Raw genomic sequence first — 25,677 nt, 5'->3', positions numbered from 1 at the left:
TAACTCAGTCCAGTTGACCCCATTATTCGAAGCGATTAAATGACTGATTGTCGGAGCAGGCCATTTGATTTCATCGAACGTCATTGCTAAATAGGAATACTGTTGCGTTTGATCAAGTAATGTCGTAACTACACCTCCTCTCTAGTATTTAAGTGGAATCCGCGCGTCAATCGCCCGTGGGTACCAACTGCTAACACTAAACATGTATGTGGCACCTAACGTCACACCGCCCGTAACTAAACCAGACATCACCACGTTGCCAACCCCGGCGTTTACTTGGCTCACACCAATGCCGACCACTTTATCAACTGCCAGCTTAGGTGTATCCGTCAAGCCGGTAACATTAATGGCATCCCATTGGACATTGGCAGCTTGTTCACTAGCACTTAAAACCGCTGCGTTGACCTTTAGATATCCGCTAGTGGCAGACAAACGAACTTCCTCCGCCACCGCGCTGCCAACCTGCCAATTGGCATTAAATGGCGTAACGTTGGCAGATAAATCTGTTATGATCGGATATTGGTTGTCTTCCAAATCGGCTAAAGCCGGCACGAAATCATGTTGCTCAAACACAGCGCTAACCACCATGCATTGTGGTGAATCGCTGTACCCGCAACTAATCCGGATGTAGGCCGTAGAAGCAACAGCGTACTTGTAGAACTCAATGATTGACCGGGGGCGGTCACCGGTTCCTTTAGCCGTGATGGTCCAGATGGTTGAGCTTAAATACTTTTTGTTGGCGTCAAAGTAAGCCACAGTCAGTTGGTCATTGGGTTCAGCGCCCCAGCCGACGCAAACTAACTGTGCCGCCGAATCATAAGCGATCAAATCCGAAGTGATTGCCTTAGCGTTACTAACCGTCGGCAAGCCATTAGAATCTAATGACTTCCCGACTGTCTGCGTTTTGTTAATCCAGTAGTTGATTGGCAACCCGTACTTTTGAGTTAACGCGAGATCAGTCTGTTTGGCCAATCCGCTCACGTCAGGTACTTTTACCGCATCCACTGCGCTAGCTACATCAGCTTTGGTGGCTAAATCAGGCTTGTCTGGAATACTGGCCCAAGTGATGGTTGGCACCTGAATCCCATCAATGGCAGTTTTCAGATCGTTCTGTGTAACAAGGTCTGGTTTATTGGCAATATCCTTCCAGTCAAGCAACGGCTTAATTTGGGTATACAAGAACTGGCCAGTTAATCCGATAACCGCATTAACGTGCGTTTGCGGGTAAAACTGCTGCTCTGTTCCCGGAAGTGCCACAGGCCTAATGTCAGTCATCTACTTCACCAACTTTCGGCAAAATAGCAATGTCAGGAGCCCAGTCATTCTTCTGGCTATTAAGCTCTTCAATACCGCGAATTGCATCATTCATTCGCTGTTGCATTGCAGAATCGTAATCATAAAGTGTTTGATAAGAGTTATCTAACGTTATTTCAGGAAACTTATTCTCCACCATTGGATAGGACTTTACACCGTCAACCGTTACTTTCGTTTGAAAATTGCCCTTTTTATTGATTAAAAGCCAAACATCTCCCAGTTTCGTTTCTATCTTCGTGGATAGATTCATTTCAACCACTGTTAAAGGTTGTGCTTGCATTTTATTTAATGCATATTGGCGCATTGAATTTGAATCTGTAAATCTTTCATCACTAACATCTTCACCAGGGTGTTTGCCCCACCGCGCAATAGATTGATCATCTTGAGCAATGAACGGTGGAAATACATACGTCGTTTCTTTATTATTGTCGTCAGAATTATCTTGCGTCTTCCCATAACACATCGCAATATTTTGCAAACTACTAATATCAGTAGAGACAGTCATCGAAGCCGAATCATGCAAGTAATGAATCGTCCTACCAACGTCATGCCTAAAAGCCTCTGCCGAATAAATAATCAAATGGCGATTATTACAACCAATAACTGCGTTAAACTCACTCACACATTTATCAAGCGCGTCTTTTCCGCTACCATTCCCTAAATCCTGCAATTCGACACTGTCAAATGATCCCACAACTTCCCAAGTAAATCCTTGATCGTTATTGTCAAAAAACAAATGCATGATATCCGAAACAGAATAGTTTCGATTACCTGCATTTTTTGTGTAAATTCGAATATTTTTGGACTCATACATCACGTGAGTTGCGGTTATATCCATTGATTCTTTAATCCCATCAAAACTACCTTTAGTCTGTTGCACAACAAATTCCTGACCATCAAAAACAATCGAACTTCCCTCTTGTAACAAAGAGTACGCTAATGAACCATCCGCAAATGCAGTAAAGGAAAGTTCGTATGTTTGGTTTTTTTGTTGATTGATCGTAAAAGTGTCGCGTTGGATACTTGTCAGAGTTTCTTCATACTGGTTTTTCCTGTCTCTGACAAATGCCTTCTTAATCTCCATTAGAAGTACAGGAATGGAAAGCTAAATGTAATGTCAATATTGCTGCAACCAGTAACAACAATATGATTTTTTCCTTGCACTAAAATTAACGTTCCGTGATTGGTATCTTTATCAATCGTAGTTCCATTCAATATTGGAGACACACCATTAATGCATAAAACATCGCCATCACTAATTGAACGGCGTAGCTCGAAATTTTCACCGGTCGTTTCATTTTCAATTTTAGGGGTTCCACTGCCTTTTAACGTTATCGTTAGAGCGTGGCACTGTTCCCACGGCTGAATATCAATATCACTTGGATTAAACACTTCAAAATCAGTCGTTGTGAAATGATATGGTGGCATTTCATCAACTAACAAGTTCAACCCTATTTCTGGCGATGTTAACTTATCAGACGGTTGAATTGTCTGACGAAATGGAAAAAGCAATTCAAACTCTGGCGAATAGGTCATATCGTAGTAACTGATACGAGAAATATCAAACGGTTTCACCGCACCATACATAACTAATCCCGGTTCACGATTATCTCTAAAACGAATCAACGATCGAGAAAACAGCATTTTCCATGCTTCATGACACGCCAATTGAAAGTCATACTCACCATTAGTTTCAAAATAAAAACCAATTGTTGCAGTCCGTGGCCCAAAGCTTATTGGCCCTTGCATTAGCTGACCATCAACACCAGCTACAGCAGACAATGTATTTTCAATTGGCTGCGGCGATTGTAAAGTAAGACCCGTAAAATGAAGACCTGATACATCGCTGACCGCCACTTCTGGCTGTCCACGTTTCTGTATATATAGTTCTGGCAATTCCATTTTTCATTTCTCCTTATCATCCCAAGGTAGTCATAGAATGTAGTCTTTTTCCATCAAGATTAGTTCGATTAATGTTAGAAACAAGCTGTGCCAACCCTGTTGAACTATCGTTAGACGCAATTAAATCAATAATCCTCTGTAACAAAGTGTTCTGCTGTTGTAATTGATTAACCTGATCCATTTGCAACCTTTCCCATCCCGGACGTATCTGTCCCATTGATAGAAACGTCGCTGGCCTGTTTATCGCCAAATTGCTCATGAATCCGTGAAAGAATTTGCATAGCCCGTGGGCGCTTACCGATGTCCATTGGAACAATCGCTTCCATCTTATTACCTTCGGCAACCTCAATCATTTGATTTTCGGAAACAAATCCACCGTTAGCATATCCATGATTGTGTCCCAAGACTGACAAGATTCCACTAATACCATACCGATCACGGACATAACTAAGTGCTGATAATAGGTTGTCATAACCGTTAAAAATATCTCCATGGCCCGGTAAAGCATGTCCCAAAAAAGTGTTGCGTTTAGTCTGCATTAAGCCAATGGCAGGGCCTGAACCGTCACCATCCGGGTCAGCGCCTGGTTGAGTAATTTTTTCATTCCCACCAGACTCTGTCTCAATTTGTTTTAAAATATGATTAATGTAATCGTCCCCTGTGGGCATTTTTAGGGTTTCTAAGGCGTGTTTAACAGTATCTCGCCAACGTTGAACACCCGAACCAGCTGGGGCAGCCATCTCATCTTTGGCCTTATCCAAAATTTTCTTAAACCAATCCACCGCTGATTTTATAATGTAGGTACCTGCTCCATTACCAAACTCGTCGGAAAAGTCGCCGGCGGTTAATTTAATTGTTTCTGTGGCTTTTTGCCAAATGCCTGACAATGCCTTTAGAGGGTCCTTCAAGAATTTATCAATAGCCTCGTACTTGTCACCAATCCACGAGCCAATATCAGATATTTTTCCTTTGATCCAGTCGGTTGCCCCTCCAATTCCATTTTCATAATGTGGAATCCCTAGTTGGCGGTTGTATTGATAGGTTTGCTCTCCTGGAATAACTTGTGTCCCTTTTGGTGCATATGGAATAAATAAATCTCGCCCACTAAATTGATGAGCTGAGCCATCCGGTGTAACAATCAATTCTTGATAATGCGCGCCCTTACCGTCGTTAACGATCATTGGCCCGCCTTCGTGGCCATCTGTACCATGTTCAAGCTTGGGCACATGGTGAATATTAGTAGCATGACCACTAAAAAATTCAGATACTTTGTCAATGCCATCAATACCAGCATTGATGAAACCAACGATTAGGTTCAAAGCTCCTTTAACAACCCCTTGAATTCCATCCCAAATACCAGAAGCAATTTTTTTAACGCCGTCCCATAACTCACTCCAGTTTCCAGTAAAAAGGCCAGCAAATACTTCTAAGACGCCTTGAATAATTTTAAAGGCACCGCGGAAAATTTCCTCTATGTTTCCCCAAACTGCGGAAAACACATTTCTAATAACATCAAGGACAGCTTTAATGACTCCGGAAACAAGATCTAATCCTACCCGAACGACAGTCATTATTGTCGCCATGTTAGCTCCAAGAAAGCTAACGATTCCGCCAAACACATTTTTAAAGGCATGGCTGATTGAAGCACCGTGTTGATTCCAAAAGTCTTCCATTCCAGAGATTGTTTTGCCAAACAAGTCCCCAATCCCTGAAAATATCGGCGATAACGTTTGTCCAATTGACTTTGCAACCGAAACAATGTCATCTTTAACTGCTTTAAAACTAGAACCGATATATTTAAATGTCCCAACCAGCACATCCGCGACCGGTTTAGGGAAAATATCTTCTAAAGAACTACGTGCTTTTTTAGAATTTCCCGTTAACGCGGTCCATAGCCCTGTTGCCGTTGACCCGATCGTTTTAAAAACTTGTTTAAGACCTTCAAACGCATTTTTTATCGCAAATACACTAGATAAAACAAGTGGTAACGTCCCAACGGGCAATATCTTGCTTAAGATTCCTGTTGCATTTCCTGACTTTTTCGAGGCATCGTCATTTGTAAAGAGAGTAAAAATTGCTTTTACCGCTTCACTGATTTTAGCGAATGCTTTTTTAACATCATTAGCCACGTTGTTAACCGCATCTCGGAAAGGCTTTATATGATCGTATGCCAGTTTGAACGCAACCCCTAAAGCCGCGACCACTCCAATTGCAATTCCAACAGGACCGGTGGCGAACGCCACAATAGCCGATCCGTGTTCGACTAAAAAACCAATCCCCACTGCTAATGCAGAAATTCCTTTTGCAACGCTGCCGATGATCATTAGTAATGGTCCTAATGCAGCAGCCGCAATAGCTCCAAATGACACAAAGATTTTCATGCCAGGGCTTAATTTAGTCATGCCGCTTAGCAAATCAGTAAAGCCATGAACAATTTTAGTGATTGCTGGTAGTAAAGTATTGGCAAAGGTCATAGCCAACACGTTGACAGTTTCTTTGAACCGTTTCATCTGATTCTCAGCAGACTGCATGTTCTTTCCAGAAAGCTGTTCTACATAGCTATTTTTCGGTGCCTTAGCTACCTCGGCATTTAAATCCCTAACCCTTCCTGCATTTTCCGCTAAAATAGCTCCAGCTTGTTGCCCTGTCGTTCCAAAGAGCTGTGTAAAAATGGCTGCCTTTTGACCTTGGCCCATGTTTTTTGTCTTTGAATTAATTATTTCCATAATGTCGGATACTGATCTCAACTTGCCATGAGCATCAGTTAATTCTTGCGGATTAATTCCTAATTGGATTAAAGCATTCTTGGCTGGCTTCGCTTGTTTAGCGGCCTCCATATTTGAATTAAGTTGCGAAATTTTGAGTTTTTCTCTGTCAATCTGATTAGCTTCGTTTTCATAAGCCTTGCTATTTTTATTCGGTAACTCTCCCGCCAATTTGGTCAATTGGTCTAATTTTTGTTGATGAGTTTGAATTTGTTGTGTATAAGAGTTCACCTTTTTAGCGGAGGCATCTGCATTTCCACCAGTATCTTTTAAAGCTCCAGTGATGGAATTGATTACTTTTCGTAACCCTGTACCAGCCTTATCAGCCTCTAATCCGTTGTTAGAAAGAATCCCCATTGCCGCTGATGTCTCTGATAGCGATAGCCCTGCAGTATGCGCAGTTGATCCAACATAACTCATACCCACACCAAGACTTTGGAAGTCTGTTGACGTTTTATCAGCGGCAAAAGCTAATTCATTAACGGCTGTTTTTGTGTTTTTTGACATCAACGCAGAACTTTGAATTTGTTTTCCGGCACGATCGGTTGTTAAGCCAAACGATTCCATTGTTTGAGAGGCAACCTGAACTACATCATTAAAATCATCTCCAGATGCAACTGAACCTTGTAATTCAGTTTTCATTGCACCAATAGCTTGCTGTGATGAATACCCACGTTTAACAAGATCTTCATATCCAGTTCCAATTTTTTCGACTGAAACTCCATACTTTTCTGAGTAAGTTTGCGCATCTTTTGACATCGTTTTTACGCCGCTAATAGCAGCCTTTGCAGATTCACCACCTGTAATAATCAAGTTTTTAATCTCGACCATTTTGTTCTGGAACTCTGCCGACTGTTTAACGCCATAAATCATGGCTGCTCCTGTAACCAAAGAAAAACCGGTCATTGATTGACCGGCTGACTTTACTTGATCACCTGCTGAGGAAATGTTTTTACTAACTCGATTTATATTATCCGCCGCTTTAGCATGTCCTTCTGAAACATTAGCAACTGATTTACCCAGTCCATCATAACGAGACTGGGCAATAGTTTGTGCCGATTCTAACTCACTAATCCGTGTTGCTTGTTCTCGCGTTTGTGTTGCATCAGCGCCTTTAGTTTCAATCAAGTCATTTAGTTTTACCTTCTCCGAGGTAATTAAACTATCATATGCTTGAATTTCGCTTCCTAGCCGCCGATATTCGGCTACGTTAGCTTGAACAGCATTCCCTTGTGACTTAAATGCGTCCACGGAAGATTTAATTTCCCGCTGCATTCGGTCAATTTGATCACGAAAACTCTGAGTACCATTTTCAGCGTCCTTCATGGCTCGCTCTGATTGTTCAAGTTCATTGCGATAATTAGATTGTTGTCGTTCGAGATTATCAATTTTGGTAGCCGTTCGCAATGCTGCATCGCCAAAGCGTCCATGCGCTGCAACCTGTTTTTCATACGTGTTTGTCAAAGACTTAATCTGTGCATCATTTGTTTCAATAACCTTAGTGAGGCTTTCAACTTTAGTAGAGGCACGGTCATATGCCGTTGATGTATCAGAAAGCGAGGCAAGATTGGCCTGCATTTCTGATTTTGCTAGTTTAAATTGATTTTGGATATTCTTTAATCCATTTTCAAATTGGGACCCATCCATGCCTAAACTAACAATCATTGATCCTAAAGGACGTCCAGAATCTGCCATTGCTTACCTCCTCTCTAAAAGTTTGCGTAGAAGTCTGCACCTGAGACTTCATGTGTTGCAGAGGTTTCGCTAGAACTTCTGTCCAGATAATCAAAAAAGCTCTCAGAGTCCATGTCGTCAACGTCCTTAAACGAGATTCCATTATCCAAGAATTGTTTAGTATAACTATCTAGCGTTGCAAGAGCTTCCTCTGCTGTTATTTTTTTGCTGGATGTTCTGCTTCCGCCTTTAAACCACCCATAGCATCATTTAGCACTTTACGCAATTGGTCAGTTCCAGTATCCAACTCTAATCCATTATCTAAGGTGTCTACAGTAACCTTTGGGTTATCGATTAAGGCAACTACTAGTTCTTCCATAGCCGTAACGGCACCCATATTTTGGGCATCAATAAGTGTATCCAGTTCCTTTTCTTCTGCGCGTGTAATCACCTTGTCGTCTAGTTTGCTTCGTAATACTTGTACACGATTACGTTGCTTTTCGTCATCGGCCATGAACTTCATGACCTTTTTTACTAAACCAAATTTAACCCGGGTGTTTTCATAAACAGATTTCCCGCCATCTTTTTGATCATGCAATTCAATTTTTAATAACATATTTCCCCTCCGAGTTGGCCGCCCTGATCATCAGCATTGTGTATTTAAATGGCGACGTATATTCAATTAAACAGTTGGTTTATTATCCACCGTGGTAGCGGTATTGCTTGAACCATCACCCGCGCCATTGCCAAGATGACCCGTGTTATCAGGATCATTTGGCAATTCATCTGGTGTTGCTGGCAAATCACCCGTAAAGCCAGGGAACATTAGCTTTGCAAATGTCTTTAACGTTACACCAGCATCGCTCGTGGTTGCCTTTGCCTTTAAAACGTTGTCAGTTCGTGTAATTGCTGTACCAGAAATTGAAACATTTTCAGGCTTAATTCCTTTATCGTCACCAGTTTTAAGATCATCACCATCCGTGGTCCCAAATTTGGCCTTAGCAATCCCAACATAAGCAAGATTATTATGCAAATCCTGAGTTTCACCAATGATGGCTACATAAGGTTCCTTAACAGTCCCTTTAGTGACATAAACGCCGTCTTCATTTAGTTCATCGCCAAGGATTTCCGTTGCTACTTCACTTGGTAATGACGCTAAAGTCAATTCCACCTTCCCAGTACCAACACCAGGATTTGAAATCCAATAAGAAATATTTGAAGCAAAGACCGTATTACCTTGCCCCTGGAAACCAGATGTTTTGAGTTCAATTGTCCCACCTGAATGACGATCGATAATAATCACCTTAGTTACATTGTCATCTTGGTCCAGGATTCCCATAAGAGCACGGCTGAAACCGGACGAAGCCAAATCAGCCTTTTTTGTTGTTGCCATTTATTTCACCTCATAATTAATTAGTTTTGAAAAGCGCCACGTTGCTCGTTTTGCGTTCATTGACAAATCATGGCCGGATTCATAAAAAAAGCAGCCAAAATCATGGCTGCTAAACAAGTCTTCAATTCTACGTTTATACGCAACCAATTCTTTATTGGTCGTGTGGTACATATCTAACTGAAACTGCTGATACTCCGAGTGTCGTCGATTACTGGCATTTTCAGAATCAGTTGTTGGCAAACTTTCGACCGTAATAAACGGAAAGGTTGGTGCTGATAAGAACGACTGTGGAACTTGCTGATTTTCAAATAGATTATCATCCGTAAAAACATCAATGCTCTTTAGCAACATCACTGCATTAACCGAAATTGGTAAATCATAATTCATAATTTCAACCCCTTTCGTAGTTCTGCTTCTAATGTCCCTACATAAGCATCTTGTAATTCAGCAATTGCCGCCGAAATAAATGGATTTGCAGGCATGTTAACCGTACCTAGTTCAACAAAATGAACCCGCCAATACGTATCCTTTCCCCAACCTATGTTAATATGCCCGAATTGATCAAAGCCTGAAACAACCACATCATCACGCATGTGTTTAAATTTTGTCTTATGGCCAGTCGCCTTGTCATAATCACGCTGTGCTTTCCATGATCTGTCAGACGTTGACTCATAAGGCGTTCTGCTTTGTAATCCATCAGCAACTGGTATGGACGCCGCTTTAACTGCTTTGCGCTCGATCAAATCATATTTAACGCCTACGTCTTGTAATGCGACCATTATATTATCATCAATTTCAAACGACATCTTGATTACCTGACTTTCTCCGTTTGCAAATAATCACATCCCATTTTCCGTAGCTTTCATCCGAATTATAGTCAACGATTTCATACACTTTCTCGTTGTCAGACACTTGCATATCAGTTGTGATTTCAATCTGGTCCGAAAAGCGATGACGAATGACAAACTGTACTTGCTCAGATAATGTGCTGATGTTTGCGGCCACCTCATTTGCCGTTAACGAACGTTGCTTTGCCCACATTCTAGTTACTTCTTTTTCTGTTGGAACAAAATCACCATACTCATCCCGTTCAGTACTATTGCTCTGCTTAATAATCTTGATATGGTGAGTCAATTCACCGCTTTCAGCTATGGACATTTTCAGTTTCCTCCTGCACCTGTGAGTACAACTGATATGCTGGCCGCAAAGATAGGACAAAAGTTCGAACACCAAACGGGATTTCGGTTAGTTGCTTTTCCGAGGTCGCAGAACGTGTCTTATTCCAGTGATCAACGAGCATGATTAAGGCAATTTCATATTCTTGCTTATTCCCCTCAATTTCGTAAAATCCTGGATAATTTGTGCCAATCATCCCTTGAATTCGATGTTCAGCCGCCGTTAAAAACCGCTCCAACTGACTGTCATCTTCATCGCCATCGATATGCAACGCACTTTTTAACTCGGTTAATTCCAATGCCAGTCACCTCCCATTAATCAGTTGGCACTAATCCTAATAAGTCCGCCTTTGCTGTCTTGCCAGTATGATTAATCTTGTGAGCCTCTAGCCACGCCGTAATATCAGAAATTGTTTGATTTGCTGTCGGCTTTACGGAACCATTTGGATCAAAAGTATCTGGCGTGTCGTTATCATCCCCGCCTGTGTTAGACGTATTGCCTGACGGGGCGGTTATTTTGACGCAACGGTTGCCAAACGGAATGCAGATGCTAGCTTAATCTGGTGATCGAACCACGCTTCAACTTGGAAGTAGTTAATATCCTTGTCGTGGTCCTTGTATTGTTCGTACAAAGCATCAGCGACATCATAGTTCGTTTGTGCGTATTGGAAGTCTCCAACCACTGGAGTAGTAGCTGCTGACGTAAATACAACCGGCTTGCCCAGAACTTGTTCGGGCTGTGCGTTAAACAAGGTGGCACTACCGTTAGCTAGAGTCTTAATGATCGAGTTGTAGTCCTTGCGAGTCATATAAATCTTGGCATTATCTTGGAAAGCATCGTCAAGATCAGCAAGTGCATCAGTGATTGCTTCATACAGGTCCGTTCCAGCGACACTCTTAATCTTAACAACTGTGGTGTCATAGAAGCTCATGTGTTCTGCACCGGTTTTAGGACTCGTTGAGAACGCAGAATTTCGTTCCTTTAATGCCAGACCTGAACGCAATGCGTTGTTAACGTATTCAACTAAAGCGGTGTCTGAACCATAAAGAATGGTATCAGAAATGCCTGCACGTACTCGTGTTTGATGACGTCCAAATGTGACCTTGTCACCTTTCAGCCCCAATTCCTTAGCAACATCACCATCGTTTACGTCATCCCAAGTATCATCTCCAGTTACGAATGCAATCCGTGGCAATACTAAGTTAGGGATGGTGGTAACGACTTCATCGTTACGTAACGGATTTGTTGCCAATGGTTCAGTAATTAATTGATTTGATACGTTGACTGGCAAGAATGAAGCACCCGCAGAGGCTGCGTCATCATTAAGTGATTCACGCATCTTGTTCCATTCCATGGCCGCCTTAGCATCATCTGGACGCATCGTGTGACGAATTAATGATGCATATGCATGAATTGCCTTTTGCTTAGGGTCATCTGGAACTGTCACGTCTTCATTTTCCAAACGCTTCTTTTGGTCAGCGTTCATTTCTTTATATTGCTGATTTACAATGTCGAAACGCTTTTGAAGTGTGTCCTTAGTTCCTTGCAATTGAGCCAAGTCTTCAGCACTGGTAGCTGGATCCATGGCCTTTTGTTGTAATTCGTCGTCAATCTTATTCATCTGAGCTCCCAAAGTAGTCAGATTTTCTTTCATTTCAAATAAAGTAGCACTCATTAGATAATTCCTCCTAGAATTGTTGTCGTTGTTTGTTGGTGCTGTTTAGCCTCATCGGCAATTGCTTGTCGCTTGGTCTGAGTCAGCCCTTGCTTTTTCTCTGCAATCAATTGCTTAGGCACGTGCCTAAATTGTGTGACATTTTCCGTAGTTAAGCAGGCGGCAACCTGATTTGATGCTATAACTTCGTCGGCCAGCCCATTTTGAACTGCCTCATCAGCCGTTAACCATGTTTCGTCATCCAACATCTGCTTAAGTGATTCTTCGGTTAGTTTATCGCCTGCTTTTTCGAGATAGGTTACAACACTAGCCTTAGCCACTTGATCTAAATCATCCGCTGCCTTACGAAGATCGGTTGCATTCCCAGCAACGATGTTCCACGGATTGTGAATCATCAGCATTGCATTTTTGGGCATAAAAATAGTGTCACCTGCCATTGCGATGACACTTGCGATTGATGCCGCTACTCCGTCAACATACGTGTTAATTGTTGCGGGACTTTGCTTCAACATGTTATAAATTGCGATTCCCTCAAACACTGAACCGCCTGGACTATTGATGTGTAAATTGATTTTTTTTACATCTTCAAGCTGTTTCAAATCATTTCTAAACCCCGCAGCAGATGTATCTGAATCCTCCCATTCCTGGCTAACAATCTCTCCATCGATGTATACGTTAGCCTCTGTCGTGTTTAACTGCCTCATCTGCCAAAACTTGCTTTTCTTTTCCTGGTCCATTACTTTTCACCCCCTTTCGCTGTTCAAGATCAGTATCAATCGGATATAGGTCTCCCGAAATCCACAATTGGTCTGCGTGCTTATCACTAGATGGTGGCAAGTCTTCCAAGCGTCTTAAGTCGTTTGGCGTGGCGATACCATTACGAATCATTGCAGTATATAACGCCGTCCGTGACTGTGTATCACCACGCAGTAAGGCGTTAACGTTAAATTTAAAATACCAGCCTGCACTTAGCTCTTGTGGCGTAAGTAATTTAGTGAATTGGCTTTCGTATTGCTTAACGACGGGCACTAAGGTCATCTGAACAAATTGTGTCATCAATTGCTCATTAGATGCGTATCCCTGCCCTGTTTGGTCATTTAAAAATGAAACCGGCGTATCAAAAGCATTGGCTACCCGAATTCTAAACATCGAATCGGTGCTCGCTAGGTCAGACGGAACAAAATCACGGGCTTGCTTTTTAACCGTTACTCCAGGCTCCGAGAATAAGACACCGCCATTATCATGAATGAATGTCTTGAAGTCATCGATGACTTGCTTACGCTTCTCTTCGTCCACATTCGTATCGTAATCCACGATGTATGCATCCATCTTTGACATTTCATTCATTGAAAACTTTTGAACGGCACTATCGAAGTCCATAGTTCCTTTCAATACGTCCAGTGGGCTAATACCCGTAAGTCGTTCCGGACCAGAAATGTGCTTAACATGAATCATGTCGGAATTAGGCACAACTAGATTCTTGGTTTGCCCCGTTACGTTAAACCATAGCAATCCAGTCTTTTTTTCAACCATTGGTGTTACTGAACCATATGGCAAGTTCCAAATTTTAACTGGTTTAAAACGTACATCTCGTTCAATTAATGCATAACCGTCGCCGTGTTCATTCCGAGATACTTCTAAATTGTTAATCAGCTGGCTACCAGTAACATTTGCATTTGGGCTAATCGTTAGCAGGCGTAGTATGTCGGTGTTTTGCTCTTTGTAATTCTGATATTCATGAATTGGTAATGATGACATCGTGTTTGCTAGCCGCGAAATAATGCTAAAAATCAATTCGTTATTTTCGATAGTCGAATTACCCCAACCAAAGAACCTGACACCAGTTAACTCTTCAAGATGACCCGAACCTTCTTTTTTTGCTTCGTTTTTTGAAAACAGTTGCTGAAATCTATCTTTAATCCCCGTAACACTCACTTCCTTTCCAGTTATTGCAAATTTTTAAATGAAACGAACGAAATATTCCGCTTGCTTTGTGCCCGTGAAAGCATTTGAACCACCTTAACGTGAGCATCAAGCAAGGCGGCAAAGCCATCAATCTGTCGCCTGCGTGATTGCTTAGACGGTAACCAGTTATCGTTACGGTCCTTAACCAATCGAACGTTGTTAATGTACCAACGCATGATTTTTGAGTTGTTGAAAATAACCTTACCATCCAAAAACAGTTCTTTTAGGTTCTGCAATGGACCACTTAATGTGATGAATCCTTGGCGAGTTTCATCCGTTACGAACCCATAATCATGTAGTGCTTGATTAAGCTGCAAAGCCTTGGCTGGGTCATACTTAATTACTGAAATACGGTACTTCCGTGACTGTTCCTTGAACCAATCCAATACATACTGATAATTAACATAATCACCTGGAATAATCTCTAAGTCGCCAGATTTAACCCATTCATCAAGTCGCCTTTGATTGCTGTCTTCGTCGTACCTTCGTTGTGGAATCCATGATTTTACCATCGCATAAACCGAACCGTCATCCAAAGGGAACTCGAGGGCCGCAGCAGTGAAGTCCTCCGTCTCTGATAAATCAAACCCACCAATACACTCGCGACCAGCCAACCTATTCAGATCTATCGATTTATTGTTACGATTCAATGTGTCGATGCTGACGAAACTCAACTCATCTGTATCAGAGAACAAATTGAACTGTTTAGTAACCCAGTCAGAGAGCTGTGCAGGATCCCGTCTGTCCTGTTTGAAATCGGTAATCATATCAGCCGTTTTCATCAGGCACATATTTGGATTAGCTTTAATCCACATCTCTGGATCATTAATTTCATCAGCACTATCTAACTTGGCCAAAAAATAAAAGGTCCGCTCATCTAGGTCATCATCATAATTCTCAAGGCACTCTTTCCCCGCTTCAACAAAATTCATCAGTGGGCCATCAAGAACTGTTCCAGCAGTGGTGATGTAAACAATAAGTGGCTGATTCCGGGTGCCACGGCTACGTTTCATGACGTTAATGAGGTCATAGTCCTTATATGCATGAATTTCATCAAAAGCCACAAAATGAGCATTCTCGCCGTCCTTATCATGTTTTTCAGATGACATAACGTAGATGGTGGACTTTGTCTTTGGATGCCTAATTTCTGATCGGGTTGTAACGAACCTATCAGAAAGAAAATCTGATGCGTCAATCATGTTCTTAGCTTCGCCAAACAGCTTGCCTGCTTGCTTCATGGAGTTGGCTAAGAAGTATACGTCAGCACCTTTTTCCCCGTCCCAGCCGGTCATGTAGTCACCAAAACCTGACATAAAGGTGGTCTTACCGTTTTTACGACCAACAAAAATCACGGCTTCACGGTACCTTCGGTAGCCAGTGTCTTTCGATACCCATCCACACAATGATCCGATAACAAAGTGCTGCCAAGGTTGCATAACAATTTTATTGAAGTCACCCTTTGACGGCTGACACTTTTCTTCAATGAACCTAATTGGTCGCCAAGCCCGTGATTCATCAAATCGCCATGGAAAGTCCGCATCATCCTGCCGCTTTAAATCTTTTAAATGACGATTAGCGGCCAAGATATTTTCTTTCGACGCAGGAATATCACCTTCCACGACCATTTCTGCGTAAAGCGTCGTCATCAGTTTAGGCGCTGGGTCTTTAAGATAGTTCCATCCGAGCATTCCTTTTTGATAGTTCTTCCACCATTGGTTAAGTTCATTAACGTTCATCTCTAGGACAGGCTTAGTCAAACTCGTCATGTTCATCAGCCTTTCCAGAACTATCATCATTCATACGAATTGCTAGTGAAGCACGTGATCCAGGTGATAGTCCTAACTCACTGCCTAACTTGTCAAGTAGCTGTGCAGCGTTTCGCTTTTCACGAATAAAAACATTTAGTTTCCCAGAAGATTGCATCCCGTTAGCCTTAATCTGGCGTCGATATGCTAAATAATCAGCATAAGTATCACAGTAAAGTGCAAGAATACCAATATCAGCTTCTGTTAAAACATCGGTTTCAGCCATTAACGCAGTGATCCGTTTAAACTCGTTTTTCGCAGTCATGTTTAGCCAACTTGGAGGATCAATATTGGCCTGAGAAACCTTTAGTTTTGATTCATTTTTCTGACGTTTATAAAGCTCTTTCTTAGTAAGATTATTGGGATTTCCCTCATAAAGGTGTAGAGCTGCAGATTTTGCTGTTCTAGGCATTTTTTATCTCCTTTCAGGCTGGATTGTGCCATTTACTTTTTTATTGAAAAACGAATTTATTGTGCGCGGGGGTCCACACCGTTGTGCAATTTTAATAACAAAAAGTTTCACACATAGGGGGGATGTCTACCATAAATCTTCATTTGCTTTAAAATGAAAAACACCAGTAGATTCCTTCATCCGCTGGCGTTTCTTGTATTTCTCTTTATTTTTGAAGTTTGCGGCTCTTTCTGGGTGTTTCTCATCGTGACACTCATCACACAGCGTTTGTAAGTTTGCTAGTTCTAAACGTTTTGACCAATCATCACGTAAAGCAACAATATGATCGACAACACGACCCTCACGTACCACACCACGCCGTAGGCATGACTGACACAGCCCGTGGTCACGAGTCAGCACCGTCATGCGACAGCGCCGCCATGCTGCTGTGTGATAGAACTTAACTTCTTGGCTACTGTATTTCATAACTCATCATCAGGTATTTCCATCTCCGTTAATGATGTATCAAGCATGGCCATCAATGCATTGTGCGACCATTGTATGGTGTGTCCTGAGTGCTTAGCATATTGCAATACTGCATGATAGGATAATTGTTTAAGTGCTACACCCAACTCATCAAAGGTAATGTCCTTATCCATCTGAACCCTGATCTTCTCACTAGCGATTCTGCTAACGATGATTAACTCTTTCTCCGACCTATCCATTACCTTCATCGCCTTTCCATTGTTTCTTACTTGCTCTTCATAAGTATTAATTCTACTGAACTGACATAATCGCGAAGTATCTGCATGGCTAAGTGGTTTAAAACCAGCATCAACAAGATTGTCAGGTTGCATCCCATCAGGCTTAACTATCACAGCTTGACCGTCAAGCGTCTTTACCTCTTCATATCCTTGTGTTCTAACAATCACTCTCATGTGAACTCACCCCGTTATTGTCATCATTTGACGAACTTAAATTTTAGCAGTGGATCGTTTGCGAACAACGCTCCCTTATTGAAGTTACTTGGCACATACCACATCAATCCTTTCGGCATGTTGCGTGACGAAGCCTCAAGACGCTCATCTTCATTGTGCCGTTTGACCTTATCGTACTCGGCTGCCGTCATGTATTCAGTCTGCTGTCTGATTCCTCGTTGAACACGTTTAGTCATGAGAGTTTCGCCCCATTCTTTTCTGCAATCTCCTTAAGTTTGATCTCAACTGCCTCATACCAATTACGCTTGAGCTTATGGTTATTGCCAAGAATCAGTTGCACTGTTTGTTTTGTAGTCCCAATCTCTTTAGCGAACTGTTTTAGCGAACAGTGTAGCTGGTCTAGTAATGCATTGGTCTCTTTACTAATATTGTCTTTAACCATTGCCGTTACTTCTTCGGGCGTCATTTTATCCTTCTGTTCGTCCTTGCCTGTCGTCTTAACCATCTGTACTCCTCTGCGTTTCTGCCGCATCAAAAAAACGGCCAGTCGTTATGACTAACCGCCTATTATGTAATGCCACACAAGGTGGCCGTTTAATAATGTTAACTGCGCATTGGATGTTCCTGCATCCTTATTGGTTAAGTTTAAAGCGCACGATGTCACCGGTAGGGATTTGCACCTCACATGAAGCTCATTAGTCTTCTTACTCTAAATCGGCTCATTAGTCCGATTTAGATTAGCGTCTACCTATTCCGCCACGGTGACGAACCGACTCAAAAACGCCCACTGTGATCTCTTTAATCACAATGAACGTCTTTCTGAATTAGATATTCAATTCCACGTAAACTTGAAGGCTAATAAGTGCCAGCTGTTTAATTTAATACTTAATAGACAAAATCAAAGGATTCAGACGCAGCACCTGGAAGTCCTGCAGGCATTGTTGCCCAACCAGTTTCATTCACAACGATTTGATGGTGTCCACCGGTGGCAGCAAACGGAATACTGGTCTCAGTTCCTGTTGCCCAGCCAGCGCTACCGTCCACTGTAAAAGTATGTAACGCTTTTCCATCGATTAAAACTTGGATAGTTTCTTTATAGGCGAAAGTCGGAATAGCAAATGTCACATACGTCATTCCAATTGTTCCGTCTTGTGTCCCTTTGGTTACGGCAAGTAGCCCAGCGACAACACCCGCATCAATTGTGACAACGCCTAAGTTATTAGGATCTGTTGCGGTTGCTTGCAGAGCAGGAGTTGGATTAGGAGTTTGAAGCGGCGTAACATCAGCCTTAGCAGAAATACCAATGAAAGAAAAAATAATGGCGAAAGAAAACACATATAAAAACGTTTTTACAACTCGATTCATAATGAACCTCCTTAATTATCACCTCAAGTTTACATATTTATTATAATACTTATTTTTGTTAAATAGATATAGGTTATTTAAATATTGCTTTTATAATATGAATTAGAATCGCCGCACCAATTGCTACAGCTAAGAAGAACAAATTTAAATTCATAGATTTATTGCTGACTATCTTTAGAAGCATTGCTGTAATCAATCCAGCAATGAGAATGGTTATAATAATTGCCATTAATTAGTGTCCTATTCCACGATATAAGCCATACAGAATTCCAACAACGTTTTGAAAAATAAAAATCCCTAAAAATACCCAATTAAATATTTCAGCACGTGAGAAGTGATCAATCCACTTTTTAAACTTATTTACGTGCCAGTAAGCTAAATGAAAACAAATGTAAGCAAAGTTTAGAATTAGTAGAATTCCAATAAAATCATGCAATGCTGGTAGTGGACCCATTCATGACACCCTCGTTCTCTGTGATTTTTTTACACCCCCATTATACATCACGACTCTTTTTACCGAGGTCTGCACTCCTCCACACAAAAAGCGGCCAGTCTAATGACTAACCGCTTGAATATTATTAATGTCACCGGTGAGGATTTGCACCTCACATGTCTGGCCTACTTAGTACCAGACTAACGTTGCCATGACGTCCCCGCGTCTCCCGTACTGGAGTCGAACTCAATAGTGTCTGCCTATTCCACCACGGTGGCAGACGACTGGGCTGCATTAACGTGTCTCTGTGCCATTAGTGGATATATACAGTAATTACGGTAAACAAACCGAAAAAGATCCCAGGAACATTAGCAATAATAACAGGCCAATCTTTAAAGGTTTTAAACCAACCATACCCAGTCCAAAGGATCGCATTAATCATAGCAACAAATGGCTGAATCGGTGTTACCGGATGTCCAGAAAAATTGGCTATAATTTGCGGAATGTATGAAACATACATTAAAACACAAGTACAAGTTGCCACCACACTAAGCATTTTTAACCGTCTTACCCTTTTGGGATCAACTGCTTTTTCTCCTTTTGGATATTCAGAAGTATCAAATCTCATACAATCATCTCCTAACTGCATCAATATTCAGCTCTTTTTAACTCTACCACATAACTCTAAAAGTGGCTTATTTTGGTATGCAATAATTGACAATTCACCAAGCTCCAATTGCACTATACCATGTGGTGGAATCGAACCACCCATACGTCCTATCACGGCACCTGTTGCCATCAGGTACAAGAAATCGAAGGTTTTCGTTGCTTTGGCATGTTACCAATATAACCCTAAAACTAGTTTGTGATTACGACAGTATGCCAGTAACCTTCCGATTTTCTGCCACTCTTTCCAGTTCTTCGTAAATTTCACCTTGTTTGTACCCTTCGGCAAACCTTAACAACGCTCTTCGCTTGTAAAAGGCATACCGTGAAGATTGGTACCCAAGGTGCGTCATCGTCTGAACATCTGAATACTCAGCCGGATCAACATATAAATCGAACAAGATCTGCTTGCTCTTGTTGTCACACAGCTGAATGGCTAACAATATTTCTCTCAGTTCCTCTTCTGCGTCAATGCGCTTAACCATCCGCTCCTCAACACCGTTCACAAAGGATGGTGCTTTGGGTTGCGCGTCAAACACTGGCGACTTTAGTTCTGACATTCGTTTACCTGCTTGCCGCATTAGTCGGCCGCATTTGTTTAATTCCTTCTTGGCTGCCTTAATCACCGCATCCTCATTCACATCAACCGCCATCCTTTGCTATAATAAGTTGTTGAGTTATATAGTTTGAGATGGTCATGTCCTTGAGGATGTGACCTTTTTTATTTACCCAATAAATAAATGACAAATCCATAAAATCAGTAATACCATCGCAAGCGTTACTAAAGTTTCTGCCTCAATTACCAATAATGATTTATTATCAGTATTCTGTGCTGACGGTTTCAGTAATACTATTAATGCCTCAACTCCCACAGCAACAGCATATGTGATTGGCTTTTGATTAAATCCTGGAACAATAATCCAGTTCCAACCTTGTGCTAACACCGCTCCATCAAAAAACACAATTGGAACTGAAATCAATAAACCGATTGAATTCTTTAAGTCCTCGTTACTCATTATTCCATCCCGTCTAACGTTTCTTGCCCGTCCGCTTCGTCGCCCTCGGTATCAAGTTCTGTTTGAGCAGGCATCATCGTGATTCCAACAGATGAGCCTTGTGCTTGAACTAGCGCAGCGACTTCGGCAGATAAATCTTGTGTAGGTGCTTCAACACGTAGTACAGCAATTTTGCCGTCTTTACGTGTCTTAAACTGTACATTTGCTAATTCGCCTTTGAATGAAAAACTGTTGTCCTTTAATTCTGCCATGATTATTTCTCCTTATGACTGCCATTTCTTGGCGGTCTTTTTATTTGTAGGTAAATACACCAAATGTACATTTGATTCTATTCTTGTTCCTAAACTACGGACGATTTAGGGCTTAGATTTAACTCTGGTTAGCTTTCTTCATTCGTTCAGCAAATGCCGTCTTTTGCTCATCGCTCATCTTACGTTTTCCATGGACACTGACGTTACCGTTAATCTCACCGTCTAAAGATTTCGGCGAACCATCTGCATATAATTCCTCTTTACGCACATTAACTATGTGCTTACGCCACTTCTTAATGTGCACTGGGTCATCAGAGTAGAAATACCACTTGCGTTCATTCTTGTCCCACGTAATGATGGTTTCCTGCTCTGAACGTGGGATACGTTCTTCATACATCACTAGTGCCTCCCATCAACAACAATTCATACATAATCTTGTTTTTTTCAGCCACACTTAATTCACGCTTAGACAAAATCAGGTAATGCGATTCATCGCTAACGTTGCCCACACTTAATCGCATTAGCTTGTTGTTAGCCCAGATAACTGTCCGCCACATATCGCCGCCATGTTGTTTCACTCCATCAGCCAAGAAATTAAAGTATGCCGTTCGGCACCGTTCATGTTCAATCGGCCTCATACTAAATCACCTTCTAACGTCTTGACCGTCATTTCCACGCGAGGGTTGTCACTGTAATACTTGTTGCACGTCATGCTAACAATCTGCGCGTCATCGACCCAGACAATTCCTGTACAAGCGTCAGTAACCGCTTTGTAGTAATTATCAATATCACCCTTAATCACTGGCCGGTGTTCACCATTCAATCGCCGCTGTTGTTCAACCCTGCTTAATGACTTTTGTAGTGGCCGGTAAACTTCTAGCTGAACCTCGATTGCTTCGGCAACTGGCTCATGCTTGTACTGTTTCTTAGCCCATTCAGCGACTAACTTCTTGTATTCACGGCTAGTCTTCGGATCATAGGCCCGGACGAATCCACCGCGGCTGGAAAACTTGGGGCGTCCTTGTGGAACTGGTGTCCCTTGGACCACAATCTTAATTGCCATTAGTTCACCACCTTAATACTCATGGTCACATACCCTTCCTTACAGTAAGTCCGTTCGTCATCAGTACGTCCGAACACTCCCAGTACCTTAACCATCGTTGCGTTTTTAGAACGTGAACCATTATTTACATAAACACCACGACCCTCTGAATAGTCCTGTAGCAACAGATAGTCGCCCTTTTGGTAATCTCGGTCATCCTTGCGAATCTCAAAAGTCTTGATTCCCATTTGAATTTCGCGTAGATAATCATGGTCAATTTTAAGTTCATGTGTCATGGCATGAACTGGATCAGCTCGTCCACTCATTTTTTCCCCTTTCAATCATCACTTCACTCACGATGAAGCTAATCAGCACAACTGCCGTGAATGCCGCAATAAAATAGTGGATCAATGTCACTAGTCGTTACCTTCCTCAAATTGTTTCAGTCTCCGAATGTAAGTCATCGCCTTATCAAGATCCTCAACGCCGTTCTTATCTAAGTAACGCGTCAGATACTTGCCAATGTTGCCAATCATGAAGCCACGAAATCTTTCAGGCGTCATCTGTTCGGCGTAACTATCAATTAGGTCTTTACCGTTAGCACCCTTGTAATACTTAGGTTCAATCATGCTTTTTTCTCCTCACCGTTCGTTGTCTTGTTCGTATTGTTTGTGAATGAAATCCGTGCAGTTAGGACATGGCCCTACAGTCATGATCCCAGCTGAAATTTCTGTCTGAACAATCTTTGTACCGCCACATAATGAACATGTCATACACTCCGTACCCCTTTCATTTCGGCGAACAACAGTTGGTGGTCTGGATTCTTGGGATAAACTCGATCAATAAACTTTCCTTCGTACATCTGCTTTAACTGTTGCTTTGTGTTGTTCGTCGTCACAATGGTGGTCCCGTGAACTTGATTATTATCGAAATCCACACGAGCATTTGAAACCTGGTACATCAGATCCTGTAAGTCTTTATGCACAGGACGAAAACTGCCAGTCATCCCACCTTCAGTGCCGAAATCATCAAGTACAAGTACATCAACCTCAATCATCGCTCGCTTGATGTCGCGAATCTTCTGGGCAATATCAGTGCTGTCATACTTAGCGTTTATGAGACTCAACAGTTCAGCAGTCGAAACGAACATGCCACTTTTACCGGGTTTATCGCCGTCTGGTTGCATTAACGCACTCATCATTGCCAAAGCTAAAGAGGTTTTACCGACCCCACGATCACCCATCAGTACCACATTAAATTGCTGCGTTTGTAGTTGGCTAGCTAATTTAAACGCCTTGTTTCCTAACGTCTTAGCCTGTTCAACGTTTACTTGCTTAGCGATATCCCAGTCGCCAAATGTAAACCTTAACGGCCTACCACCTGACCAGACTGACAACCGGTAATAGTGGCGCTTTTTCTGTATAGCCAAATCGTTGGTGGCTTTATCAACGAACTTTTGTTCAATTTCTTCCTTGCTCGGCAAGTTATTCATATCAACGTTATGGGCATGAGCGATCCTTTTTATATAAGCATCCTCAAATTTCAGTGCTTTCATCTAGTCGCCTGTCCAATCTTTTAAATCCATTTTTGACGATTGCTCTTGTACTGGAATGTTGTTTACATAACCTTCAAACTTACTAGCTCTGAACAATGTAGACGGCTGTAAAAATTTGTTCATCTTGGCGTCCTTCAACCATTCAGCAGTTTTGTTATCGATCACCTTACGCATATCATCAGCTGTGTAGCCTTCTTTATGGCGTGCCATAATGACTGTCTTGTTGGCTGCTGTATGTTTGAAGTGCTTCCCTGTTTTCTCGTTTAAATAATCGATTACTGATTGCCACGGAAACACGTTATCTTTATTTACTTCTGTATCTGATTCTGAGTCTGAGTCTGTTGCGTCACGTGACGTCACGCTAACGTCACGCGAGACGTCTCCAATTTGTTTAGTCTTTTTATTTTCCCGATAGCGCCTATTACGTTCTGCCGCAAGGTTTCTAACGTGTTCCATCTGTTCAACGTTTTGATGTTTTTCCCAATTATTGACCTGCAAAGTACCATTTTCTTCAACGTCAATCATTTGAAACTTTGACAAAGTAGTAAGTGCCAAACGTACTACATTGATTTTTTTGTTGAACAACGTTGCTAATGCCTCATCCGTGTATGGCATGTCACGTTGAATGTAGATCAACCCGTCATCATTCGTTTTCCCAGCTAACACTAGCAACCGTACCCAGATAATCAGAATTGAATCAGCCTCCGGCATGGCCTCAATTAGCCTGATTTTCTCGTCGTCAAACATTGACGTTTTTAATTTGATCCAATGAATGTCTGCCATCTAACTACCTCCTAGAATGGCAAGTCGTCATCGCTGATGTCGATACTGTCGCTATTTCCTGTAAATGGATCAGCTGGAACCGAATGTGTTGATTTACTGTTGCCATTCTTATTGGTGACGTCCCCAGCAATACGCCCCTTACGTTCACTAGCCGCAACCTTAGGAAATTGTGTAGATTCAACGGATGTAATGTTATTGACCTTCTTGCTTGGATCGGAATAACTAGCAACTCGTTCATTAGTGATTCGTACTGGCTTACCAAGCAGCGCCATTCCGATTTTGGTTAGGTTGACGTTACTGTCGTCAGGTAATTTGTCTTCTTCCACGCCAGCGTTAACAATTAAGCTATTGATGTAACGTTCACCAATTTCGCTGTCGTTATAGTTGTCTGCATAATCGACACGTTCGCCTTTGTGATCTTGGTCAACATCGGTTCTAACACGGTAGCCAATGCTTAATGAGTTGTTTCCCTTCTTAGTGACCCCGGTTGAAAACGAGTAGATAAATGCTTCAAATGTGCCCGCTTCATTCAAGTAGTTGCCGCCTGCAACGTTGTGTCGATCAATCTTCATTTGTCTTTCCCTCTTCGCTTTCTGTTTGTGGTTTATATTCTTTATCCGTGAATAATTCGCTCGCCTTACTGAATCTCCGTTCATCAATCTGATTCTTGGCTTGCGCGCCCCTACCTTGTTCAAGCTGAACCAAATGCTCACCCTTATAAACAAATGCTCGACCGACGACAGCGAATAGTCCTTCAACACTTGAACGAACCTTTGCATTCATCAATGCGTCAAAGGTTGTCACGGCATTGCCATCATCATCCGTGTAGTCCTTAACTTCTTCCCAAGCTGTGGCGTATACCCGTTTATTCCATGAACGAATTTTTGAAACCCATTTCTTAATGAGGTTCTGCATTTCTCCCCACGCTTGGCGCTGATCTTTAACCATGTCTCGCAATTGATTCATAACCATATCTTGAAGATGGGACAAGTTATCGAACACGATGTTGTCATACTTATCCAAATACTTCGTTTCAATCGTGCTTAGAATGACTGGGAACTGTTGAATAATGAATTCAACGTCCTTTGCGTCTAGTTCCAATGATGTGATTCCTTTGGCGCCCTGCAACACGTTGTCGCTTCCATCGAGAGCAACAACTAATGTCTTACCTGGCAGTGACTTAGCAATCGTTGTTTTACCCGTACCAGGTTGGCCGTAAACTAAATACATAATGTTTTGGTTCGTGATCTTAGTTGCTTCAACTAAATTCATTGTTTTCTCCTAACTAATGCGTAGTGATTCGCCTTGTTCAAGATGAGCACCCTTAATAATTTCACCCTGTTTCAGTGCGTCTTTTAACTTGGCTTTATCGAGAGCATGAACTTCATGAATAGCGAAGAATTTATCTGGGATAACTGCCTCGTCAGTAACAACCATCTTCACCGGATTCTTACGAATCTTGATGGTGGCCTTCACATTTTCAATTGCAGTGATGTTCGCCACGTTCATCGAGTTCAGTAGGAACTGTGACATGTGCTTTTTGTTGCCTGCTAACCGTTTACGGTAGG

35 protein-coding genes are annotated in these 25,677 nt (G+C 41.9%); all 35 read right to left on the bottom strand.

All coding sequences use genetic code 11. The features are described from left to right. Positions 1 to 141: 141 nt before the first annotated feature. Positions 142 to 1,275: a hypothetical protein gene (locus ACKTR5_RS10320; RefSeq protein ID WP_407881312.1), complete on the bottom strand. Its 1,134-nt coding sequence runs from the start codon at positions 1,273 to 1,275 to the stop codon at positions 142 to 144. After that, entirely contained in the window at positions 1,268 to 2,398 is a 1,131-nt protein-coding gene (locus ACKTR5_RS10315; RefSeq protein ID WP_407881310.1) for a phage tail protein, read from the bottom strand. Before ACKTR5_RS10315 ends, ACKTR5_RS10320 begins: the two co-directional genes overlap by 8 nt. After that, entirely contained in the window at positions 2,398 to 3,216 is an 819-nt protein-coding gene (locus ACKTR5_RS10310) for a phage tail domain-containing protein (RefSeq protein ID WP_407881309.1), read from the bottom strand. The genes ACKTR5_RS10315 and ACKTR5_RS10310 overlap by 1 nt, the downstream gene beginning before the upstream one ends. 167 nt (positions 3,217 to 3,383) lie before the next feature. Continuing rightward, complete coding sequence (locus ACKTR5_RS10305; RefSeq protein ID WP_407881307.1) at positions 3,384 to 7,676, bottom strand: phage tail tape measure protein; 4,293 nt, start codon at positions 7,674 to 7,676, stop codon at positions 3,384 to 3,386. 196 nt (positions 7,677 to 7,872) lie between these two features. Then, on the bottom strand, positions 7,873 to 8,271 hold the full coding sequence (locus tag ACKTR5_RS10300) for a hypothetical protein (protein WP_407881306.1): 399 nt from the start codon (positions 8,269 to 8,271) through the stop codon (positions 7,873 to 7,875). Positions 8,272 to 8,337: 66 nt separating this feature from the next. Then, complete coding sequence (locus ACKTR5_RS10295) at positions 8,338 to 9,048, bottom strand: major tail protein (protein WP_407881304.1); 711 nt, start codon at positions 9,046 to 9,048, stop codon at positions 8,338 to 8,340. Beyond that, on the bottom strand, positions 9,049 to 9,435 hold the full coding sequence (locus tag ACKTR5_RS10290) for a hypothetical protein (protein WP_407881302.1): 387 nt from the start codon (positions 9,433 to 9,435) through the stop codon (positions 9,049 to 9,051). Beyond that, positions 9,432 to 9,854 (bottom strand): HK97-gp10 family putative phage morphogenesis protein, encoded by a 423-nt coding sequence (locus ACKTR5_RS10285; RefSeq protein WP_407881301.1) that lies wholly within the window; start codon positions 9,852 to 9,854, stop codon positions 9,432 to 9,434. Before ACKTR5_RS10285 ends, ACKTR5_RS10290 begins: the two co-directional genes overlap by 4 nt. Next, positions 9,844 to 10,206 carry a phage head closure protein gene (locus ACKTR5_RS10280; protein WP_407881300.1) on the bottom strand — a complete coding sequence of 121 codons (363 nt, stop codon included), beginning with the start codon at positions 10,204 to 10,206 and terminating at the stop codon, positions 9,844 to 9,846. Before ACKTR5_RS10280 ends, ACKTR5_RS10285 begins: the two co-directional genes overlap by 11 nt. Next, entirely contained in the window at positions 10,193 to 10,522 is a 330-nt protein-coding gene (locus ACKTR5_RS10275) for a head-tail connector protein (protein WP_407881299.1), read from the bottom strand. Before ACKTR5_RS10275 ends, ACKTR5_RS10280 begins: the two co-directional genes overlap by 14 nt. Positions 10,523 to 10,735: 213 nt before the next feature. Beyond that, a complete protein-coding gene (locus ACKTR5_RS10270) occupies positions 10,736 to 11,899 on the bottom strand; it encodes a phage major capsid protein (protein ID WP_407881298.1) in 1,164 nt (387 codons plus the stop codon). Beyond that, complete coding sequence (locus ACKTR5_RS10265; RefSeq protein WP_407881297.1) at positions 11,899 to 12,636, bottom strand: head maturation protease, ClpP-related; 738 nt, start codon at positions 12,634 to 12,636, stop codon at positions 11,899 to 11,901. The genes ACKTR5_RS10270 and ACKTR5_RS10265 overlap by 1 nt, the downstream gene beginning before the upstream one ends. Then, positions 12,575 to 13,834, bottom strand: a complete 1,260-nt coding sequence (locus ACKTR5_RS10260; RefSeq protein ID WP_407881296.1) for a phage portal protein — start codon at positions 13,832 to 13,834, stop codon at positions 12,575 to 12,577. The genes ACKTR5_RS10265 and ACKTR5_RS10260 overlap by 62 nt, the downstream gene beginning before the upstream one ends. Before the next feature lie 11 nt (positions 13,835 to 13,845). Continuing rightward, the gene (locus tag ACKTR5_RS10255; protein WP_407881295.1) at positions 13,846 to 15,630 is read right to left on the bottom strand and encodes a terminase large subunit; all 1,785 of its coding nucleotides are present in this window, start codon (positions 15,628 to 15,630) and stop codon (positions 13,846 to 13,848) included. Beyond that, on the bottom strand, positions 15,614 to 16,081 hold the full coding sequence (locus ACKTR5_RS10250) for a phage terminase small subunit P27 family (protein ID WP_407881293.1): 468 nt from the start codon (positions 16,079 to 16,081) through the stop codon (positions 15,614 to 15,616). The genes ACKTR5_RS10255 and ACKTR5_RS10250 overlap by 17 nt, the downstream gene beginning before the upstream one ends. A gap of 126 nt (positions 16,082 to 16,207) precedes the next feature. After that, positions 16,208 to 16,486, bottom strand: coding sequence for an HNH endonuclease (locus ACKTR5_RS10245; protein ID WP_407881291.1), 279 nt, complete (start codon positions 16,484 to 16,486; stop codon positions 16,208 to 16,210). A 56-nt stretch (positions 16,487 to 16,542) separates the two neighbouring features. Further along, positions 16,543 to 16,998 (bottom strand): hypothetical protein, encoded by a 456-nt coding sequence (locus ACKTR5_RS10240; protein WP_407881290.1) that lies wholly within the window; start codon positions 16,996 to 16,998, stop codon positions 16,543 to 16,545. A gap of 23 nt (positions 16,999 to 17,021) precedes the next feature. Further along, positions 17,022 to 17,234 carry a hypothetical protein gene (locus ACKTR5_RS10235; protein WP_407881289.1) on the bottom strand — a complete coding sequence of 71 codons (213 nt, stop codon included), beginning with the start codon at positions 17,232 to 17,234 and terminating at the stop codon, positions 17,022 to 17,024. Further along, a complete protein-coding gene (locus ACKTR5_RS10230; RefSeq protein WP_407881231.1) occupies positions 17,231 to 17,503 on the bottom strand; it encodes a hypothetical protein in 273 nt (90 codons plus the stop codon). Before ACKTR5_RS10230 ends, ACKTR5_RS10235 begins: the two co-directional genes overlap by 4 nt. Positions 17,504 to 17,883: 380 nt before the next feature. Next, positions 17,884 to 18,363, bottom strand: coding sequence for a hypothetical protein (locus tag ACKTR5_RS10225; protein WP_407881288.1), 480 nt, complete (start codon positions 18,361 to 18,363; stop codon positions 17,884 to 17,886). A 73-nt stretch (positions 18,364 to 18,436) separates the two neighbouring features. After that, complete coding sequence (locus tag ACKTR5_RS10220; protein ID WP_407881287.1) at positions 18,437 to 18,592, bottom strand: hypothetical protein; 156 nt, start codon at positions 18,590 to 18,592, stop codon at positions 18,437 to 18,439. Between the two features lie 517 nt (positions 18,593 to 19,109). Next, positions 19,110 to 19,424 carry a SemiSWEET family transporter gene (locus ACKTR5_RS10215; RefSeq protein WP_407881286.1) on the bottom strand — a complete coding sequence of 105 codons (315 nt, stop codon included), beginning with the start codon at positions 19,422 to 19,424 and terminating at the stop codon, positions 19,110 to 19,112. Between the two features lie 241 nt (positions 19,425 to 19,665). Then, the gene (locus ACKTR5_RS10210) at positions 19,666 to 20,115 is read right to left on the bottom strand and encodes an ArpU family phage packaging/lysis transcriptional regulator (RefSeq protein ID WP_407881284.1); all 450 of its coding nucleotides are present in this window, start codon (positions 20,113 to 20,115) and stop codon (positions 19,666 to 19,668) included. Between the two features lie 72 nt (positions 20,116 to 20,187). Then, positions 20,188 to 20,478, bottom strand: a complete 291-nt coding sequence (locus tag ACKTR5_RS10205; protein ID WP_407881282.1) for a hypothetical protein — start codon at positions 20,476 to 20,478, stop codon at positions 20,188 to 20,190. After that, a complete protein-coding gene (locus ACKTR5_RS10200) occupies positions 20,478 to 20,729 on the bottom strand; it encodes a hypothetical protein (protein WP_407881280.1) in 252 nt (83 codons plus the stop codon). Before ACKTR5_RS10200 ends, ACKTR5_RS10205 begins: the two co-directional genes overlap by 1 nt. Before the next feature lie 118 nt (positions 20,730 to 20,847). Then, positions 20,848 to 21,126 (bottom strand): hypothetical protein, encoded by a 279-nt coding sequence (locus ACKTR5_RS10195; protein WP_407881278.1) that lies wholly within the window; start codon positions 21,124 to 21,126, stop codon positions 20,848 to 20,850. Further along, a complete protein-coding gene (locus tag ACKTR5_RS10190) occupies positions 21,119 to 21,367 on the bottom strand; it encodes a hypothetical protein (protein ID WP_407881277.1) in 249 nt (82 codons plus the stop codon). Before ACKTR5_RS10190 ends, ACKTR5_RS10195 begins: the two co-directional genes overlap by 8 nt. Continuing rightward, positions 21,364 to 21,792 carry a RusA family crossover junction endodeoxyribonuclease gene (locus tag ACKTR5_RS10185; RefSeq protein ID WP_407881276.1) on the bottom strand — a complete coding sequence of 143 codons (429 nt, stop codon included), beginning with the start codon at positions 21,790 to 21,792 and terminating at the stop codon, positions 21,364 to 21,366. Before ACKTR5_RS10185 ends, ACKTR5_RS10190 begins: the two co-directional genes overlap by 4 nt. Continuing rightward, positions 21,792 to 22,097 carry a DUF3850 domain-containing protein gene (locus ACKTR5_RS10180; protein WP_407881274.1) on the bottom strand — a complete coding sequence of 102 codons (306 nt, stop codon included), beginning with the start codon at positions 22,095 to 22,097 and terminating at the stop codon, positions 21,792 to 21,794. Before ACKTR5_RS10180 ends, ACKTR5_RS10185 begins: the two co-directional genes overlap by 1 nt. 90 nt (positions 22,098 to 22,187) lie before the next feature. Continuing rightward, positions 22,188 to 22,400, bottom strand: coding sequence for a DUF3310 domain-containing protein (locus ACKTR5_RS10175; RefSeq protein ID WP_407881272.1), 213 nt, complete (start codon positions 22,398 to 22,400; stop codon positions 22,188 to 22,190). A gap of 140 nt (positions 22,401 to 22,540) precedes the next feature. Next, positions 22,541 to 23,326 (bottom strand): ATP-binding protein, encoded by a 786-nt coding sequence (locus ACKTR5_RS10170; protein WP_407881270.1) that lies wholly within the window; start codon positions 23,324 to 23,326, stop codon positions 22,541 to 22,543. After that, entirely contained in the window at positions 23,327 to 24,109 is a 783-nt protein-coding gene (locus tag ACKTR5_RS10165; RefSeq protein ID WP_407881268.1) for a phage replisome organizer N-terminal domain-containing protein, read from the bottom strand. An 11-nt stretch (positions 24,110 to 24,120) separates the two neighbouring features. Then, the gene (locus ACKTR5_RS10160) at positions 24,121 to 24,681 is read right to left on the bottom strand and encodes a DUF669 domain-containing protein (RefSeq protein ID WP_407881266.1); all 561 of its coding nucleotides are present in this window, start codon (positions 24,679 to 24,681) and stop codon (positions 24,121 to 24,123) included. Then, a complete protein-coding gene (locus ACKTR5_RS10155) occupies positions 24,671 to 25,381 on the bottom strand; it encodes an AAA family ATPase (RefSeq protein WP_407881265.1) in 711 nt (236 codons plus the stop codon). The genes ACKTR5_RS10160 and ACKTR5_RS10155 overlap by 11 nt, the downstream gene beginning before the upstream one ends. A gap of 9 nt (positions 25,382 to 25,390) precedes the next feature. Further along, a partial coding sequence (locus ACKTR5_RS10150; protein ID WP_407881264.1) for a siphovirus Gp157 family protein occupies positions 25,391 to 25,677 on the bottom strand: 287 nt, incomplete at its 5' end.

Origin of the sequence: Furfurilactobacillus entadae, from assembly GCF_045862745.1 — a bacterium.
In the GTDB taxonomy this organism is placed as follows: domain Bacteria; phylum Bacillota; class Bacilli; order Lactobacillales; family Lactobacillaceae; genus Furfurilactobacillus; species Furfurilactobacillus entadae.
Note: the sequence above shows the minus strand (reverse complement) of the source record. Positions and strands in the feature narration are given on the sequence as shown.

Bases quoted from the DNA above. Each gene is read 5' to 3' on its own strand.
- ACKTR5_RS10165 (WP_407881268.1), bottom strand. From the start codon at position 24,109: ATGGCAGACATTCATTGGATCAAATTAAAAACGTCAATGTTTGACGAC.
- ACKTR5_RS10295 (WP_407881304.1), bottom strand. From the start codon at position 9,048: ATGGCAACAACAAAAAAGGCTGATTTGGCTTCGTCCGGTTTCAGCCGT.
- ACKTR5_RS10240 (WP_407881290.1), bottom strand. From the start codon at position 16,998: ATGAGAGTGATTGTTAGAACACAAGGATATGAAGAGGTAAAGACGCTT.
- ACKTR5_RS10195 (WP_407881278.1), bottom strand. From the start codon at position 21,126: ATGTATGAAGAACGTATCCCACGTTCAGAGCAGGAAACCATCATTACG.
- ACKTR5_RS10170 (WP_407881270.1), bottom strand. From the start codon at position 23,326: ATGAAAGCACTGAAATTTGAGGATGCTTATATAAAAAGGATCGCTCAT.
- ACKTR5_RS10200 (WP_407881280.1), bottom strand. From the start codon at position 20,729: ATGGCAGAATTAAAGGACAACAGTTTTTCATTCAAAGGCGAATTAGCA.
- ACKTR5_RS10250 (WP_407881293.1), bottom strand. From the start codon at position 16,081: ATGCCTAGAACAGCAAAATCTGCAGCTCTACACCTTTATGAGGGAAAT.
- ACKTR5_RS10300 (WP_407881306.1), bottom strand. From the start codon at position 8,271: ATGTTATTAAAAATTGAATTGCATGATCAAAAAGATGGCGGGAAATCT.
- ACKTR5_RS10160 (WP_407881266.1), bottom strand. From the start codon at position 24,681: ATGAAGATTGATCGACACAACGTTGCAGGCGGCAACTACTTGAATGAA.
- ACKTR5_RS10315 (WP_407881310.1), bottom strand. From the start codon at position 2,398: ATGGAGATTAAGAAGGCATTTGTCAGAGACAGGAAAAACCAGTATGAA.
- ACKTR5_RS10155 (WP_407881265.1), bottom strand. From the start codon at position 25,381: ATGAATTTAGTTGAAGCAACTAAGATCACGAACCAAAACATTATGTAT.
- ACKTR5_RS10215 (WP_407881286.1), bottom strand. From the start codon at position 19,424: ATGAGATTTGATACTTCTGAATATCCAAAAGGAGAAAAAGCAGTTGAT.
- ACKTR5_RS10235 (WP_407881289.1), bottom strand. From the start codon at position 17,234: ATGACTAAACGTGTTCAACGAGGAATCAGACAGCAGACTGAATACATG.
- ACKTR5_RS10220 (WP_407881287.1), bottom strand. From the start codon at position 18,592: ATGGCAATTATTATAACCATTCTCATTGCTGGATTGATTACAGCAATG.
- ACKTR5_RS10190 (WP_407881277.1), bottom strand. From the start codon at position 21,367: ATGAGGCCGATTGAACATGAACGGTGCCGAACGGCATACTTTAATTTC.
- ACKTR5_RS10270 (WP_407881298.1), bottom strand. From the start codon at position 11,899: ATGAGTGCTACTTTATTTGAAATGAAAGAAAATCTGACTACTTTGGGA.
- ACKTR5_RS10185 (WP_407881276.1), bottom strand. From the start codon at position 21,792: ATGGCAATTAAGATTGTGGTCCAAGGGACACCAGTTCCACAAGGACGC.
- ACKTR5_RS10230 (WP_407881231.1), bottom strand. From the start codon at position 17,503: ATGGTTAAGACGACAGGCAAGGACGAACAGAAGGATAAAATGACGCCC.
- ACKTR5_RS10265 (WP_407881297.1), bottom strand. From the start codon at position 12,636: ATGGACCAGGAAAAGAAAAGCAAGTTTTGGCAGATGAGGCAGTTAAAC.
- ACKTR5_RS10180 (WP_407881274.1), bottom strand. From the start codon at position 22,097: ATGAGTGGACGAGCTGATCCAGTTCATGCCATGACACATGAACTTAAA.
- ACKTR5_RS10280 (WP_407881300.1), bottom strand. From the start codon at position 10,206: ATGTCCATAGCTGAAAGCGGTGAATTGACTCACCATATCAAGATTATT.
- ACKTR5_RS10320 (WP_407881312.1), bottom strand. From the start codon at position 1,275: ATGACTGACATTAGGCCTGTGGCACTTCCGGGAACAGAGCAGCAGTTT.
- ACKTR5_RS10255 (WP_407881295.1), bottom strand. From the start codon at position 15,630: ATGACGAGTTTGACTAAGCCTGTCCTAGAGATGAACGTTAATGAACTT.
- ACKTR5_RS10310 (WP_407881309.1), bottom strand. From the start codon at position 3,216: ATGGAATTGCCAGAACTATATATACAGAAACGTGGACAGCCAGAAGTG.
- ACKTR5_RS10245 (WP_407881291.1), bottom strand. From the start codon at position 16,486: ATGACGGTGCTGACTCGTGACCACGGGCTGTGTCAGTCATGCCTACGG.
- ACKTR5_RS10205 (WP_407881282.1), bottom strand. From the start codon at position 20,478: ATGAGTAACGAGGACTTAAAGAATTCAATCGGTTTATTGATTTCAGTT.
- ACKTR5_RS10225 (WP_407881288.1), bottom strand. From the start codon at position 18,363: ATGAATCGAGTTGTAAAAACGTTTTTATATGTGTTTTCTTTCGCCATT.
- ACKTR5_RS10285 (WP_407881301.1), bottom strand. From the start codon at position 9,854: ATGTCGTTTGAAATTGATGATAATATAATGGTCGCATTACAAGACGTA.
- ACKTR5_RS10305 (WP_407881307.1), bottom strand. From the start codon at position 7,676: ATGGCAGATTCTGGACGTCCTTTAGGATCAATGATTGTTAGTTTAGGC.
- ACKTR5_RS10290 (WP_407881302.1), bottom strand. From the start codon at position 9,435: ATGAATTATGATTTACCAATTTCGGTTAATGCAGTGATGTTGCTAAAG.
- ACKTR5_RS10175 (WP_407881272.1), bottom strand. From the start codon at position 22,400: ATGATTGAACCTAAGTATTACAAGGGTGCTAACGGTAAAGACCTAATT.
- ACKTR5_RS10210 (WP_407881284.1), bottom strand. From the start codon at position 20,115: ATGGCGGTTGATGTGAATGAGGATGCGGTGATTAAGGCAGCCAAGAAG.